Genomic DNA, 16,101 nt, shown 5'->3' on the forward strand with positions numbered 1-16,101 from the left:
CTCCACGCAAAGGACGCCGACCGTCGCGTCGTCGGATCAGTCGGCGATCGGCAGCGGCGCGCGCCGCCGCTGCCAGTTTCTTTCACTGAAATGCAGATACAGGATGCCGGGCAGGCCGAGCGCGAGCTCGCGCGCGCGCTTCGCGAGCGACAGCGCGAGCGCCGCGTCGGGCGGCAGCCCGACGAGCGGCGCGAGCAGCAGATAGCCGCCTTCCTGCGCGCCGAGCGAGCCCGGGATCGCGAACGCCGCGCCGCGGATCGCTTGCCCGACGCTCTCGAGAAGCAACGCGTCGAGCCAGCTCACCGGGTGGCCGAGGAAGCGCAGCGCGAGCCACACTTCCGCGGTGCCGACGACCCAGCCGATGAAGCTCAGCACGAACGTCGAGCAGACCTTCGCTCGTTGGCGGTATAGCCTGCCGACTGCATCGTCGATCGCGTCCGCGCGCGTCGCGAGCGACGACCAGTCACGCGGGCCGAATAGCTTCGATGCGGCGCGCAGGCCGCGCCCAAACAGGCCGCGGCGCTGCGCGAAATAGAAGAGCGCAGCGCAGCCGCCCAGCACCGCGGTCGCGACGAGCGCCGGCGTGCGCAGATGCGCGGCGGCTTCGTGCGTCGCGTACGCGCTGAACGCCGCGATGCCGACGAGCGCGAACACCATCTGCGCGAGCGCCTGCATTGTCGTGCTGACCGTGATCGCGGCCGCTGCGTCCGCGAGGCGCGTGCCGCGCTGCGCGAGATAGCGGACCATCAGCACGGGCCCGCCGATCTGCCCGGCGGGCAGCAGGCTGTTCACCGATTCGCCGACCCAGCGCGCGCGCAGCGCGTCGCCGAGCTCGCTGCCCCGCTCGCCGCGGCGGAACATCACCGCGATCGCGGTCGCGTCGATGACGAGCGGCACCAGATGGAACGCCGCGACGAGCGCGAGCCCCCAGCCGGCCGCGAACAGCGTCGCCGCGACCGCGCCGAAGCCCTGCCACGCGAGCAGGGCGACGAACGCCGCTGTCCCGAGCGACAGCAGGATCATGCCGGTGCGCGTCATGAGCCCGACGGGCGGCGCGCGGCCGTTTGCCTGGTTTGCTTGAATACCTGACGGAAGCCGAAGTACGCGATCGCGTCTTTCATGTTCGACACGAAGCGCTTCCACGGCCGCATGCCGGGGTCGGTCACGTACTCGAACGTCAGCGATACGCGGATCTCGTTCTCGCCGAGCGGCGTCACGCGGTGGCGCAGCTTGTCGCCGTCGAAGAACACGATGCCGCCGTGCGCGATCCGCACCGAGCCCGGCGCGTCGGGCACGTCCGGGTTGCGCGTGTGCAGCTCGTAGTCGAGCCGGGCCGACGAATCGTCGATCACGCCGAAGAGCAGCGTGTAGCGGCGGCCGTCGTAGTACGACGTGTCGTAGTGCCAGCCGATGTGATCGCCCGGGCGCGTGTAGTAATAGAGCGCGTACGCGTGCGGATCGTCGTCGGGCGACGGCAGCAGCTTGTCGCCCGTCAGCGTCTCGAGGAAGCCGACGAGCGCCTTCGAGCGGTACAGCTCGGCGATGAACGGCGCTTTCGCGTCGATCGTATGGCGGCTTACGCTGCCGCCTTGCTTGTGGCCCGGCAGATAGTTGCGGTTGATGCTGGGCTGCAGCGCGCGGGCGCAGTCGGCGAGTCGGCCGGCGAGATCCTTCGGCAGGAAGTCGTCCAGATAGAGAAACGCGTCCTGGCGCGCGAACTCGCCGCGCAGGCGCGCGGCGTCGAGCGCGCCGATGCGCGTGGCGACGGCTTCGTCGAGCGTGCCGTGCGCCGCGCGAGCTTCGGTGTCCGTGATCATTTGGTCGGTTGGATTTCGGTTGAATTGGGCGTGCGGGACGCGCTGCCGCGGCGCGCGATGCGCCAGTAGTCGATCACGACCCACGCCGCGAAGAGCGGCGCGCCGATCGCCGCCGCGAGGAGGAACGGCTCGACGCCGTCGAGCAGCGTGACGACGGGCAGCAGATACAGCACGTCCTCGGTCTCGAAGCCGCCGGCGAACGCCTGCTTCGTGCCTGCCTTGCCGGCGAACGATTCGATCCGCATCCGCAGGAAGAAGATCAGCGCGACGGCCGCGCCCGCGACGGCGCCGAGCAGCACGGGCGACACGGCCATCTCGCCGCCCGCCGCGACGACGCCGGCGCCCATGCTGACGAAGAGGGCGACCGTGACGAGCGCGTCGCTCGCGAGGTCGTAGAAGTGGCCGAGCTTGCTCGACTGACCGCTGATGCGCGCGAGCTCGCCGTCGGTGTGATCGACGAAATTGGACAGCACGATCAGGAACGCACCGGCGTTGATCCAGCCGAAGCCGGGTTGCGCGAGGCACCAGGCGCCGGCAAGGCCGATCAAAAGACGCAGCGTGGTCAGGTGGTTGGGCGTGACCGGCGTGCCGACGAGCGGCGCGACGAGCCGGCGCGCGAGCCGGGCATCCCAGGTGCGGGGCGGCGGGCTCGCAACACGGTCGGCGGTGGATTTTCCTTGGTCCATCGGCGAAATATATACGGAATTGTAATTTATTGCTTTTTCATGACGGCGGTGCTCGGTTGCGCGCTCGGGAAAGGTCAGTGTAAGGTTTGGCTCTTGCCGGGAGCGGGGCGCCGGGTCGTCGCGATCGTCGGCGGCGTCGCGGCGCGCGTGTCGCCCGGATTTGATTTCGGGCAAATATCCAGCAAATCCGGCAAGTTACTTTTGCATCGGATGGACACTATGCCGCGGTGCGGTCTGCGATACTCCGGCCGTGCTTCCACTGCCGGCCCGCGATCGCCGTCCGCGCCGGAAGCACGCGCCACTCCGGAGACACCCCCTGCGGCGCCGCGTCGCCAGATCTAATACAACCGTTCGACATTCAGCCATGCCAACCTCTCGTATCCTCGCACCCAGTCTGCGCTCCCTCGTCCGCACCGCCGACGAGGCCGCCGCGCTGATCGGCCCGAACATGACCGTCGCGAAGAGCGGCTTCACCGGCTCCGGGTATCCGAAAGCGGTGCCGGCCGCGCTCGCCGCGCGGATCGCCGCTGCGCATGGGCGCGGCGAAGACTTCCGCATCAACGTGCTGACGGGCGCGTCGACCGCGCCCGAGCTCGACGGCGCGCTCGCGAAGGCGAACGGCATCTCGATGCGCCTGCCGTACCAGTCCGATCCGACGCTGCGCGACAAGATCAACGCGGGCGAGCTCGACTATCAGGACATCCACCTGAGCCACGTCGCGCAGTACGCGTGGTTCGGCCTGTTCGGCGAGCTGGACGTCGCGATCGTCGAAGTCGCGGGCATCCGCGAGGACGGGCGCCTGATTCCGTCGGCGTCGATCGGCAACAACAAAACCTGGCTCGACCAGGCGAAGCGCGTGATCCTCGAAGTGAATTCGCGCCAGCCGCTCGGCCTCGACGGGATGCACGACATTTATTACGGCACCGCGCTGCCGCCGAACCGCAAGCCGATTCCGCTCGTGAAGAGCGACGACCGGATCGGCGAACCGTATTTGCACTGCCCGGCCGAGAAGATCGTCGCGATCGTCGAGACCGACGCGCCCGATCGCAGCAACGCGTTCGCGGCGCCGGACGAGACGTCGAAGCAGATCGCCGGGCTCCTGATCGATTTCCTGCGCCACGAGATCAAGCGCGCCCGCCTGCCCGAAAACCTGCTGCCGCTGCAGTCGGGTGTCGGCAACATCACGAACGCGGTGCTCGCCGGCCTCGGAGAAGGCGGCTTCTCGAACCTGAGCGCGTATACCGAAGTGATCCAGGACGGCATGCTCGATCTGCTCGCGAACGGCACATTGAGCTTCGCGTCGGCGACCGCGCTGTCGCTGAGCCCGGATGCGGTGAAGCGCTTCGCCGACGAGATCGACACGTTCCGCACGAAGATCGTGCTGCGTCCGCAGGAGATCAGCAACCATCCGGAGCTCGTGCGGCGTCTCGGCATCGTCGCGATGAACGGGATGATTGAAGCCGACATCTATGGCAACGTCAACTCGACGCACGTGATGGGCACGAAGATCCAGAATGGAATCGGCGGCTCCGGCGACTTCGCGCGCAACGGCTATCTGTCGTGCTTCATGTCGGCGAGCACCGCGAAGGGCGGCGCGATCTCGCGGATCGTGCCGATGGCGAGCCACGTCGACCATACTGAGCATGACGTCGCGGTCGTCGTGACCGAGCAGGGGCTCGCGGATTTGCGCGGGTTGTCGCCGAAGCAGCGCGCACGCAAGGTCATCGCGAACTGCGCGCATCCCGACTACCGCTCGATGCTCGAGGATTACTTCGAGCGCGCGAGTCGCGAGAGCTTCGGCAAGCAGACGCCGCATCTGCTCGGCGAAGCGCTGTCGTGGCACGAGCGCTATGTGAGAACCGGATCGATGCAGGCCTGACGGTCGGGCTTCCGACGGCTCGGGCGGGCGGCGGCTTCCGCTCGGGCCGACCGGCGAGACGGCGCGGCACCGGAAGGTGGCCGCGCCGTTTTGTTTGGGCGGCGTCGTATGTGGAGGTTGGGCGAAGGTCGGCGTTGCGGTGCGGTTGCTGTGCCAAGTTGCGGGCAGGCACGCGAGCGCTTGTTGAACACGCACGCCAGTCCGGTGAGGTGGTCTGTCTCGTTCGCGTCGTCTGCCGCGTCAACGCGCGAGCGAATCGCCATCGAGATCTTCGGTTCGGTCAGGTTCGGCGTTTCGGCGTTTCGGCGTTTCGACAGGGCGACAGGGCGACAGGGCGACAGGGCGACAGGGCGACAGGGCGACAGGGCGACAGGGCGACATTGTCCGCACGACACGCTCGCGCCGTAATCGTTTCCATGAACTTCGCGGTGCTTATATATCAGTGCGATGGGCGCGGCGCGGTATTCGGCCCAGGCGTGCGGATTCCAGAGGATGTCTTCGGTCTCGCCGGGAAACCGGTGGCGTACGATCTCCTCTAAAACAGTTCGTCATCCTACTGAGCGGTGTGGCTGGCAGCCTTGCTGGATCGATCGACACCGCTCGCACAGAGCGGACGAGCTCCAATCCTTTCTAAAGCGCCCTGCGCGGCATGAGTCGGCCTTCTAGATTCCGACGTTATTGCATCAATATTGATTGCTTGGCGGATATGCTACCCATCCGGTAAAAAAGCCGTCTCTTTCGCAAGTTAAATTGAACTTGATGTAACAAAGGCGTTTCACTTAGCGTCTCCGCGTGTGCTCGCGCCGCGCGCATACCGGATCGGCTCGAGGCAAATGCGGCGGGCATTTTCAGCCGTCTTGCAATTCCGGTACGGTGCGTTTATCTTGGATGAACAGGCCTCGCAAACGATTGCGAATACATATTAAGTAGTCTTGGAAATCAGGCCTGAATGTTTGAAGTAGTGATTGAGTAAATTGACGCGCGAACGGACGAATGTCGCTCAGAAGGAGCGTCCAAGATAAAAATCTCCACGCCGCTCGATACTCGCTCCGGTTTGGAGATAATCCTATTATTTCAATTTCATTGAATCAAACTTACAGTTCTGTTTGTAAGAAAAAATTATTTCCGCTTGCCAAATTTACGAGCGTTCTATAAGTTTACAGCGTAGACTGTAACGATATGAACGATTGTCACGCCGTTGTCGTCGAGGGCTTCTAAGGTGTGACGCTTTAGATTAAACCCGGTGCTTGGATGGTATTTCCGTTGCAATTGCGGCGGCGTATTGATTTATGTGTACGCCGTATTTGATTTAATGGAAGTGCATCTTATAGATTGCCGATGCGGATAGCTGGCGCTTGCCGGTCTGCAAGGCTCGGGCTGGGCGGAAGGGGCGGGTTGATATCGCTGAGAAAAAAACCAGCGACGTAAACGGTTTCCGTGGAAGATTTTCCTGGAAACTGGGGGCGTTCGTTTGCCTTTTTCTGGCGCGCATTCATCTAATTCCCCAAGACGCTCCAGCAGATAGTAAGCATCGGGTTGTGTGGTCGTTAATACATTCGAAGAAATAAGTTCGGGTACTTTGACAAATCGCAAGCTAATCTAGTTTTGCGAAGACAGTTCCCGTCGCCTGTGATTTGTGGATAGACCATGAACGACGATGCACTACCGGGCCACTCGCCGGATTTACTGGATTTCGACGAAGATTTTATCAAAATCGACGCAGCCATCTGCGAATACGATTCCGTCGGCTACGCGCCCCAGCGAAAAGGTGAGAGCGCATTCCAGTGGGCTTCGGTCGAGACCGCCTGTCTCGCTTTACTGAAAAAGGCGAAAGACGTCCGGGTCGCCATTTGGCATCTGCGCGCGTGCATCGCGCGGCGCGGATTGATCGGGCTGGCCGACGGCGTTCGATTGCTGGCCGATCTGATGAGCGCACCCGTCGAGGAATTGCATCCTCGCGCGCTACCCGATGAGTCGCCCGGCGAAACGCTTTCGATTCATCTCGGCTGGATTTCGGGACCGCAGTTCCTGCATCAGCTCGGCAGTTCCCGATTCGAAGATCGCGATGCGACGCTCAACGACCTGATCGGCGGGCGCGCCGCGTCGATCGTGGAGGATCGCGACTATCGCATTAGAGCGAGCACTCTTGTACATGACATTAAGGATTCCTTATCGAGAATCAGGGAATCGATCGCTGCAATAGAGCAAGAGCTCAACGTTTCGCGCGCGCTGGATCTGTTGAGCGTGGCGGCGTCGCGGCTCGCGCAGACGGAAGCGGGAAGCGCAGACGCCGTCGCTACGGAGCCGGTGGACGCGGCGCCAGGCGCGCCGGTGCTGGATGCGCCGCCGCCCGCTGCGGGCCCGGGTGGTGCGCTGAGGTCGAGGCAGGAAGTCGGTGTGGCGCTCGAGCGAATCGTCGAGTATTTCCGCGTCCACGAGCCGAGCCATCCGGCGCCGATCTTCCTGTCGCGGATTCAAAGAATGCTAGGGGCGGGTTTCGAGGAAGTGATGGCGGAGCTCTATCCCGAGGCGGCTTCTCTGGTGGCCCAGCTGAACCGGCCGCAGAGCTCTATCAAGTAACGTGAACAACTTCGTGTAGAGGGTTTGCTCATCATGGTTCGACAAAAGGATGGACAGAAATTCATCGGGGAGAGTCGTGCGCCCCGCGTGCAGATTGAATACGACGTCGAGGTTTACGGGTCGCAGAAGAAGGTCGAGCTGCCGTTCGTCGCGGGCGTGATGGCGGACCTGTCGGGCGACAACACCGAGCCGCTCGGCCCTGTCGAGGATCGCCGCTTTCAGGAGATCGATGTCGAGAACTTCGACGAGCGCATGGCGCAAATCGCGCCGTCGCTCAGCTACCACGTGAAGAACGCGCTCACCAACGACGGCACGCTGATCCCGATCGACCTGACGTTCACGTCGATGGAATCGTTCGAGCCCGCGGCGGTCGTCAAGCGCATTCCCGAGCTGTCGACGCTGCTCGAAGCGCGCAACCGCCTGAAGGAACTGCTGACCTACATGGACGGCAAGGCCGCGGCGGAAGACGTGATCCAGGAATTGCTGAAGAGCCCGCAATGGGCGAGCGATGCCGAGGCGACGGAACAATCCGGCAGCACCGGTGAAGGCGGCGACCAACAACCGGAAGAGGGTGCGAAATGAGTATGCAGCAGCTTGAATCGTCTGCCGAGAAGGTAGTCGTCGATCAGAACGTCAACGAGGATCTGAAGGATATCCTGCGCCGCTCGTTCCGGCCGCGCACCAACGAGGCCGCGGAGGCAGTGCAGAACGCCGTCGAGACGCTGCTGACGTATGCGCGGCGCAGCCGGGTCGTGGTTCGCGAGGACGTCGCGCAGACGATCGAGCAACTGGTCGCCGAACTGGACAAGAAGATCTCCGAGCAACTGACGCTCGTGCTGCACAACAAGCGCTTCCAGAGTCTTGAAGGCGCATGGCGCGGATTGCACTATCTCGTATCGAATACCGACACGAGCGAGAACCTGAAGATCCGCTACCTGAACATCTCGAAAGCGGATCTCGGCAAGACGCTGCGGCGCTTCAAGGGCGTCGTGTGGGATCAGAGTCCGATTTTCAAGATGATCTATGAGCAGGAGTACGGCCAGTTCGGCGGCGAGCCGTTCGGCTGCCTGATCGGCGATTACTATTTCGATCACAGCATGCAGGACGTGTCGATCCTGACCGAGATGTCGAAGATCTCGGCGGCCGCGCACGCGCCGTTCATCGCGGCCGCCGCGCCTGGCCTGCTGCAGATGGACGACTGGAGCGAGCTGTCGAATCCGCGCGACGTGTCGAAGATCTTCACCGCGACCGAATACGCGTTCTGGCGCCGTCTGCGCGAAAGCAACGACTCGCGCTATCTCGCGCTCACGCTGCCGCGCTTCCTCGCGCGCGTGCCGTACGGTCCGAAGACGCAGCCCGTCGAAGAGTTCGGCTTTGAGGAGAAGGTCGATCCGAATCGCGCCGAGGATTTCTGCTGGGCGAACTCTGCGTACGCGATGGGCGCCAACATCACGCGTGCGTTCAAGACCTACGGCTGGTGCACGAAGATTCGCGGCGTCGAGTCGGGCGGTGCGGTCGAGGTGCTGCCGAAGTTCGTGCTGCCGTCGCAGGATCGCGAAGTCGATCTGCACTGCCCGACGGAAATCGCGATCTCGGACCGCCGCGAGCACGAACTGTCCGAGTCCGGCCTGATGCCGCTCGTGTACCGGAAGAATTCGGACACCGCAGCGTTCATCGGCGCGAAGACCGTGCATCGTCCCGCGATCTACGAGGACGACGACGCGACCGCGAATTCGAACCTGTCGTCGCGGCTGCCGTACATTTTCGCGACGTGCCGCTTCGCGCATTATCTGAAGTGCATCGTCCGCGACAAGATCGGTTCGTTCAAGTCGGCGGAGGACACGCAGCGCTGGCTCAACGACTGGCTGATGAACTACGTGGACGGCGATCCGAGCATCTCGAGCGAGGTCACGAAGTCGCAGCGTCCGCTGTCGGCGGCGGAAGTGGTCGTCGACGAGATTCCGGAGAACCCCGGCTACTATCGCGCGCAGTTTTTCCTGCGCCCCCATTTCCAACTGGAGGGTTTGACCGTTTCTCTCCGATTGGTTTCGAAGCTTCCGTCGACCAAGCAAGAGGTGACGACCTGAGCCGCGACTACCGGGCCGGTTGCGGTTTCGCTTAAAGAAGGAGGTGTTCGAGGTGTTGCGGGTCGGAGTCGAACCGTTCCGCAGCAGATTCAACAGCGGTCTTTTCGATATGGTCTTGTTATAACTAATTAGGAGTTCATAGCATGGCAAATGCGTTGGTTGATTACTTCTTGCAGATCGATGGCGTCGAGGGCGAGTCGACCGATCAGCAATATCCCGGTCTGATCCAGATTCAGAGCTGGCAGTGGGCGGAAGAAAACTCGGGTCGTTGGGGCTTCGGCAGCGGCGGCGGCGCGGGCAAGGTCGAGATGAAGGATTTCGAGTTCCGCATGGTGTCGAACAAGGCTTCGCCGAAGCTGTTCCTGATGTGTGCGACGGGCGAGCACATCGGAACCGCGAAGCTGATTTGCCGCAAGTCGGGCAAGGGCCAGCAGGAGTTCCTGACGATCTCGTTCGCGAGCGGCCTCGTGTCGTCGTTCCGTACGCTCGGCAACATGCCGTTCTCGCAGCTCGGTCACGCTAGCGGCGAAGTCGACGGCGTGCTGCCGACGGACCAGATCCGGATCAACTTCGCCCAGATCGAGTTCGAGTACCGCGAACAGCGCAATGACGGCACGATGGGCGCGGTGATCAAGGCTGGGTACGACCTCAAGCAGAACGCCCCGATCTAACCCGTCGGAAGGTTCTAGTTTCCAGGCTAACCTTGGGCAGTGTTGTGGCCTCGCGCCACAACACTCGGGAACACGCACGTGAGCGATCTTCAACTCTACAACAAGCTGTCCAGACGAATTCGTCGTCATTCGCTTCAAGAGGTCGTCGCGGATCATTTGGTCGACCTGATGAATCATGCGATTCGCGGCGCGCGCATGCGTGTCGCGGACGACAGTCCGGCAGCGCATTCGGTATTGAACTTCGGCTGTCCGCCGATGCAGGCGGCCGGCGCGACGAAGATCAACCCCGTTCACGCCGCCGCGCACATCTGCGAAGTGATTCGTCGCTTCGAGCCGCGCGTGGATCCCGCCAGCACGACGGTCAAGCCTCGGACCGAGAGTCGTCGGCGCTTGCCGCAGACGATTTATTTCGACGTGTCGATGAAGGCGCGCGACGACGGAACCGAGCTCGGCGCGAGTCTCGCGCTCGACTACCTGAGCGGGTATTTCAGCCTGGCGGACGATCGGTGAACGGCGAACGGCGATGAATTTTCTCGACCACTACAACGACGAATTGCGGCAGCTGCGCGATGCGGGCGCGCGCTTCTCGAAAGAGCACCCGCAGGTGGCTTCGGCGCTCGGACTGCATCCGGATGCAGTCACGGATCCGTTCGTCGAGCGGCTGCTCGAGGGTGTCGCATATCTGTCGGCGCGTGTGCAGAAGCGTCTTGACCGCGAATGCGCCGAGTTCGCGCAGCAGGCGCTCGGGCGCCTCTGCCCGCTTTACACAGCTTCGACGCCGGCGATCTCGACATTCGCGTTCCATCCGGACCTGGGGTCGCCCGACGCGTTCCGCGGCAATACGCTGCCGCGCGGCTCGCTCGTGGCGGCTCATCTGCCGGGCCGCAAGCTGCCGGTGACGTTCTCGACCGCGCGCGACGTCACGCTGCTGCCGCTGCGTCTCGCGTCGGTCGAATGCAGCCGCAGCATCACCGGGCTGCCGTCGTTGCTCGCGCAACGGCTCGCGTCGTCGCACGCGGTGCTGCGCTTGAAGTTCGAGGTCGAAGGCGGCGCGTCGATCTCCGAGCTGTCGCGCGAAGACAAAGGGTTCACACCGCTGCATCTGAGCCTTGCGGGCGACTTGCCGCGCGCTTATGCGCTGCATCGCGCACTGCTCGCGGATACGACCGCGTGGTTCGCGCTCGTGTCGACGACTCGCGGCGACGAAGTGCTGACGTTGCCGATGTCGGGCATTCGTCTTTCCGGCGTCGACGATTCGGAGGCGCTGCTGCCGGAGGATTTCGGCGGATTGCCCGGGCTGCGGCTGCTGCGCGAGTACTTCGCGCAGCCGACGCGCCTGCTCGGCGTCTACGTCGATGCGTTGGCTGCGATCGCCGAGAAAGCGCCGTCCGCGCGTGCGTTCGAGCTGTTTTTCGCGTTGCGCGACGCGCCGGGCGATCTGGTCGGTGACGTCGACGCGAGTCAGTTCCGCCTTTTCGCGACGCCGGCGATCAATCTGTATTCCAAACGTTTCGATCCGGTGCCGTACGACGCGAATCAGCCCGAGCAGTGGATTCCGGTCGACCGGATGCGGCCCGCCGCGCATCACTTGTGGGCGCTGAACGAGGTGTTCGTGTGCGAGACCAACGGTCGCGCGCATCGTGCGCGGTCGGTGCTCGAGACGGCGGGCTACGAAGGGCAGGATGGCTCGATCCGCTACGGCATGCGGCGCGAGGATGCGCTGCTCGTCGACGGCGTGCGGCGCGATCGTTTCGATCCGCTCGCGAGCCACGACTTGATCGCCGTTTCGATGGTCGACGACACGCTCGATCCGGACGACGTCGCGACGATCACGGGCCGCGCGCTCGTGGCCGATCGCGACTGGCGGCCGACCGCGCTGCTCGACGCCGAACTGCAATTGCTCGATCCGACCGCGGTGAAGCGCATCGAGTGCCTGTGGCCGGCGAGCGCGCCGCGCGGGAAGCCGAGCGTCGACGCGTGTTGGGAAGCCGTGTCGCACATCGGCCGCAATCCGCTCGCGCTGCGCGTGTCGCAGCAGCAGGACGTGACGGCGCGCATCGTCGAGCAGCTGCTGCTCGCGATCGACAAGGACGATGCGCTCGACCGGCAGCGGCTCGAGAGCCTGCGCTCGGTCGTGCTGCGCTCGCGCTTCGTCGCGGCAGGTCGCGCGACGCCGACCGCGCTCGTTCGAGCGACGCAAGTCGAGATCGACATCGCCGAGTCGCTGCACGCGGATCGCGGCGGCTGGCTGTTCGGGCGGCTGCTCGCGCAGGCGCTTGCCGAGTCGGCGACGCTCAACGACGGCATCGAGATCGTCGTGCGCCTCGACGGCGATGCGGCGAGCTCGCACACGAACGCGGCGTCGCGCGACGGGAGGCTCACGTGACGCCGCTCGACCGCGTGACGAAAGCGCTGACGCCGCGCCGCACCTTCTTCGAGCTGATGCGGCGGGTGGAAGCGCTGCAGCGCCGGCACGACAAGCGGTCGGCGCGCAGGCGGCGGCTGCCGAAGTGGCTGCGCATCGAGCAGCCGGCGGAGATGCATTTCGCGAGCACGGAAGTCGAGCGCGTGCACGTGACGCTGCCGCGCTTCATCGAGGACGACGATCACCCGCAGGTCACGGTGGTCCAGCGTCATTTCGGGCTATTCGCGCCGTACGGGCCGCTGCCGGTGCACGTGACCGAGCACGCGATGCAGGAGAAGCGCTTCGAGCGCAACGCTGCGTTCGAGCGCTTCGTCAACGTCGCATGCGGCGACCTCGCGTGGCTGCATTACTCGGCGTGGTCGTCGATGCATCCGGTGCTCGGCTACGAGCGCGCACGCAATCCGTTCGTCGAGCGCGTGACGGCGCTCGCCGACGCGCGCCGCGCGCCGCAGACCGACGTCGATCCGTTCGAGCGTCACACGCAGGCGTGCCGGCGTGCGTTTCCCGGCATCTACTGCGCGCCGCGCCGCTCGCTTGCCGATCTGCAACGGATGCTGCGTGCGTACTTTGGCGTCGCGCTGCGGATCGTGCCGCGTCACGGCCGCTGGATTCCTGTGCCGGCCGCGGCGAACAACGCGCGGCGGCTCGGCGGATGGCGGCTCGGCGCGCGGATCTGGGACGTGCAGCACTCGATCGAGATCGTGATCGGTCCGATCGAAGCCGACGAGTTCTATCGTTGGCAACGCCGCGCGGCAGCCGTCCTGGCGGTGTCCGCGGTCGTGACGGATTTCGTCGACGGACGAATTTACCCTGTCATCAAGGTTCAGGTGTGGACGCGCCCTGAACTCGCAGGAAGGGTTGGGTGCATGCGTGTCGGCGTCGACGCGTGGTCACGGCCGAATCGGGCGCTGCGCACCTTGACTGTCTATGAATCTTTTCGGGACTAGACGTGAATCGCGAACGCATATTCAACTGTCTCGGCCGCACGACTTATGCGGCCCTCGTCGACGCCACGGCGCTAGGCCGATCCCGTCGGCACGCTTTCATCGATCTCGATCACTGGGCGCTATGCCTGCTGCAGCGTGAGCAGAGCGATCTCGCACGCCTGTTCGAGCAGTTCGGCAGCGACGTCGGCGAAGTCAAGCGCCGGATGGAGAAGGCGCTCGACGGCTTCGACGTCAGCGGCGACTCGCTGCGCGACATCTCGAGCTCGCTCGAGCGCAGCGTCGGGCCGGCTGTCATCTGGAGCCAGATCGCGGCGCGCGCGGGCAAGGTGCGCTCCGGCCACCTGCTGCTCGCGTGGCTCGATGAGGATCTGACGCGCCGCTGGCTGCAGCAGCGCGTGCCGACCGGCATCACATCGATCGCGCTCGATGAAGTGGTGAAGCGCTACGAGGCGCTCGCATCGGGCTGGCCGGAAGCCGACGAGGCGCCGGCGGCGGTCGGCGGCGGCGCGCTCGGCGTGGATGCGGGCGAAACCGGCGCCGACGGCGGCAGCGACGCGCTCGCGAAATGGGCGACGTGCCTGACCGAGCAGGCCGCGCGCGGCGAGCTCGATCCCGTCGTCGGCCGCGACGACGAATTGCGGACAGTGATCGACATCCTGTCGCGCCGCCGCCAGAACAATCCGATCCTCGTCGGCGAGGCGGGCGTCGGCAAGACGGCTGTCGTCGAGGCGCTCGCGCAGAAGATCCAAGCGGGCGCGGTGCCGCCTGGGCTTCTCGGCGCGCAGGTGTGGGCGCTCGATCTCGCGCGGATGCAGGCGGGCGCCGGCGTGCGCGGCGAATTCGAGCAGCGGCTCAAGTCGCTGATCGACGCGGTGATCGCCGCGCCGAGCCCGATCATCCTGTTCTGCGACGAGACGCACACGCTGATCGGCGCGGGCGGCGCGGCCGGCACGGGCGACGCGGCGAATCTGATCAAGCCGATGCTCGCGCGCGGCCAACTGCGGATGGTCGCCGCGACGACGTGGTCCGAGTACAAGCAGTACATCGAGCCGGACGCGGCGCTCGTGCGGCGCTTCCAGGCGGTGGCCGTCGACGAGCCGGGCGACGACGCGGCGGTCGACATGCTGCGCACGATCGCGCCGCGCTTCGCCGCGCACCACGGCGTACGCATCGTCGATTCGGCGCTGCGCGGTGCGGTCGAGCTGTCGCGCCGCTATCTGCCCGCGCGGCAATTGCCGGACAAGGCGATCAGCCTGCTCGACACCGCATGCGCGCGCGTCGCGATGAGCCAGAACTGCGCGCCCGCCGAGCTCGAACGGTTGCAGCATCAGGCGTTCGCGATCGGTCAGACGCTCGATTGGCGCGCGAGCGATCGCCGAATGGGCGTGCGCACGCCCGGCGACGAGGCCGAGCTCGAAGGCCGTCAGGCGAATCTCTTCCAGCAGGCGGCGACGCTGGAGACGGTCGTCGACGCGCAGCGCGACGAAGTGCGCACGTGGCTCGCGCGTCTGAACGACGCAGCGCCCATATCGGCCGACAGCGACGGCGATTCGTTCGCCGAGCGCATCGGCGCGAATCGCTGGGTGCGTCCGTGGGTCGACGAGCACGTCGTGTCGGAGGTGCTCGCCGAGTGGACGGGCGTGCCCGTCGCGCAGCTCGCGCAGGACGATGCGCAGCGTGTCGTCGAGCTCGAGGGCGCGCTGAACGCGGGCATCCACGGTCAGACAGGCGCGATGCGCTCGATCGCGCAAGCACTGCAAGTGTCGCATTCGGGGCTCAACGATCCGCGCCGGCCGCTCGGCGTGATGCTGCTCGCCGGCCCGACCGGCACGGGCAAGAGCCAGGCGGCCGCGAAGCTTGCCGAGTTGCTGTTCGGCGGCGAGCGCAATCTTATCCAGTTCAACATGAACGAGTTCCAGGAAGCGCACACGGTATCGACGCTGAAGGGCGCGCCGCCGGGATACGTCGGCTACGGCAAGGGCGGGCGCCTGACCGAAGCGGTTCGCAAGAAGCCGTACAGCGTGCTGCTGCTCGACGAATTCGATCGCGCGCATCCGGACATTCATGAAGTTTTCTATCAGGTCTTCGATCAGGGCTGGATGGAGGACGGCGAAGGTCGCCGGATCAGCTTCCGCAACTGCCTCATTTTGTTGACGAGCAATCTCGGCGATGTCGAGATCGAAGCGGCGTGCAAGACCGATGCGCAGATTTCGCAGGCGAAGCTCGACAAGCTCGTCGGCGAGCGGCTGCAAGGGCGTTTCTCGCCCGCGCTGCTCGCGCGGATCCAGCTCGTCGCATTCCGGCCGCTCGACGTTGACGCGCTCACCGGCATCGCAACGCAGGCGCTCGACGAGCTCGGCGAGCGCCTCGCGGAGAACGATTTGCAGTGGCGCGCGGACGAAGGCGTTGCGGCATGGGTGGCGCACGCGGTGTCGCAGCATCCGGCGAACGGCCGCGCGGTGCGCGATCTGCTGCGCCAGCACGTGATGCCGGCTGTCGCGCGCGGCGTGCTCGCTGCACGCGCGGAGGGGCGCACGCTGAAGACAGTGCGGCTGTCCGCGCACGAGAAGCTGTCGCTCGTGTTCGACGAGGACGCATGGGAACTCAACGGCACCGACGCGGCGACGCTCGGCGAGCAGGCGGCTCTAGCTGCGGCTGCGCTGGATGCTGGGGCGTGCGCTTCCGCGGGAGCGCACGAAGCACGCGAATCGCGTGAATCGCATGAATCGCGTGAAGTGCACGACGCGCGCGCCGATGCGAGCGATGAGCCTCCGGCCGAAGCGCCGCGGCCTCACGAGACGACATCGGCGGATGCCGGCACGACGGGAGAACCGTCATGCGTCTGATCGAACTGCGTAGTCCCTTGCTGGAGCCGGATGCGGTCGCGCTGAGCTTCGTGGTGCATGAGAACCTGTCGCAGGAGCCGTCATATCAGCTGGAACTGCTGAGCCACGACCCGGACCTGGATTTCGACGCGCTGCTCGGCTCGTCGCTGTCGGCGGACATCGA

The 16,101-nt window shown here is 65.2% G+C and carries 12 protein-coding genes; 9 read left to right on the forward strand and 3 right to left on the reverse strand.

Translation table 11 applies throughout. The features are described 5' to 3' along the window. Window positions 1-36: 36 nt before the first annotated feature. From WS62_RS11950 to WS62_RS11960, 3 genes are read right to left on the reverse strand one after another with little or no spacing between them, the layout of a single operon-like run. On the reverse strand, window positions 37-1,038 hold the full coding sequence (locus WS62_RS11950) for an HpnL family protein (protein WP_066571021.1): 1,002 nt from the start codon (window positions 1,036-1,038) through the stop codon (window positions 37-39). Beyond that, window positions 1,035-1,817 (reverse strand): HalD/BesD family halogenase, encoded by a 783-nt coding sequence (locus tag WS62_RS11955; protein WP_066571022.1) that lies wholly within the window; start codon window positions 1,815-1,817, stop codon window positions 1,035-1,037. Before WS62_RS11955 ends, WS62_RS11950 begins: the two co-directional genes overlap by 4 nt. Next, the gene (locus WS62_RS11960; RefSeq protein ID WP_066571023.1) at window positions 1,814-2,503 is read right to left on the reverse strand and encodes a CDP-alcohol phosphatidyltransferase family protein; all 690 of its coding nucleotides are present in this window, start codon (window positions 2,501-2,503) and stop codon (window positions 1,814-1,816) included. The genes WS62_RS11955 and WS62_RS11960 overlap by 4 nt, the downstream gene beginning before the upstream one ends. Before the next feature lie 364 nt (window positions 2,504-2,867). On the opposite strand from WS62_RS11960, the gene WS62_RS11965 reads away from it, so the two are divergent. The 9 genes from WS62_RS11965 to tssH all read left to right on the forward strand — a co-directional run bounded on the left by WS62_RS11965 (window position 2,868) and on the right by tssH (window position 15,938). Continuing rightward, window positions 2,868-4,382 (forward strand): acetyl-CoA hydrolase/transferase family protein, encoded by a 1,515-nt coding sequence (locus tag WS62_RS11965; protein ID WP_066571024.1) that lies wholly within the window; start codon window positions 2,868-2,870, stop codon window positions 4,380-4,382. Between the two features lie 1,647 nt (window positions 4,383-6,029). Beyond that, on the forward strand, window positions 6,030-6,962 hold the full coding sequence (locus WS62_RS11970; protein WP_066571025.1) for a type VI secretion system protein TssA: 933 nt from the start codon (window positions 6,030-6,032) through the stop codon (window positions 6,960-6,962). Between the two features lie 33 nt (window positions 6,963-6,995). Further along, a complete protein-coding gene (gene tssB / locus WS62_RS11975; protein ID WP_066489184.1) occupies window positions 6,996-7,544 on the forward strand; it encodes a type VI secretion system contractile sheath small subunit in 549 nt (182 codons plus the stop codon). 2 nt (window positions 7,545-7,546) lie between these two features. After that, window positions 7,547-9,049 carry a type VI secretion system contractile sheath large subunit gene (gene tssC, locus WS62_RS11980; protein ID WP_010108179.1) on the forward strand — a complete coding sequence of 501 codons (1,503 nt, stop codon included), beginning with the start codon at window positions 7,547-7,549 and terminating at the stop codon, window positions 9,047-9,049. 143 nt (window positions 9,050-9,192) lie between these two features. Then, window positions 9,193-9,720, forward strand: a complete 528-nt coding sequence (locus WS62_RS11985; RefSeq protein WP_010108180.1) for an Hcp family type VI secretion system effector — start codon at window positions 9,193-9,195, stop codon at window positions 9,718-9,720. 78 nt (window positions 9,721-9,798) lie between these two features. Further along, complete coding sequence (locus WS62_RS11990) at window positions 9,799-10,230, forward strand: GPW/gp25 family protein (RefSeq protein WP_066571026.1); 432 nt, start codon at window positions 9,799-9,801, stop codon at window positions 10,228-10,230. Between the two features lie 13 nt (window positions 10,231-10,243). Further along, on the forward strand, window positions 10,244-12,106 hold the full coding sequence (gene tssF / locus WS62_RS11995) for a type VI secretion system baseplate subunit TssF (protein WP_066571027.1): 1,863 nt from the start codon (window positions 10,244-10,246) through the stop codon (window positions 12,104-12,106). Further along, complete coding sequence (gene tssG, locus WS62_RS12000) at window positions 12,103-13,092, forward strand: type VI secretion system baseplate subunit TssG (RefSeq protein ID WP_066571028.1); 990 nt, start codon at window positions 12,103-12,105, stop codon at window positions 13,090-13,092. Before tssF ends, tssG begins: the two co-directional genes overlap by 4 nt. Before the next feature lie 2 nt (window positions 13,093-13,094). Further along, window positions 13,095-15,938, forward strand: coding sequence for a type VI secretion system ATPase TssH (gene tssH, locus WS62_RS12005; RefSeq protein ID WP_066571029.1), 2,844 nt, complete (start codon window positions 13,095-13,097; stop codon window positions 15,936-15,938). The last annotated feature ends 163 nt before the right edge of the window (window positions 15,939-16,101 follow it).

The sequence above is a fragment of the Burkholderia sp. ABCPW 14 genome (assembly GCF_001523835.1).
GTDB classification, from domain to species: Bacteria; Pseudomonadota; Gammaproteobacteria; order Burkholderiales; family Burkholderiaceae; genus Burkholderia; species Burkholderia mayonis.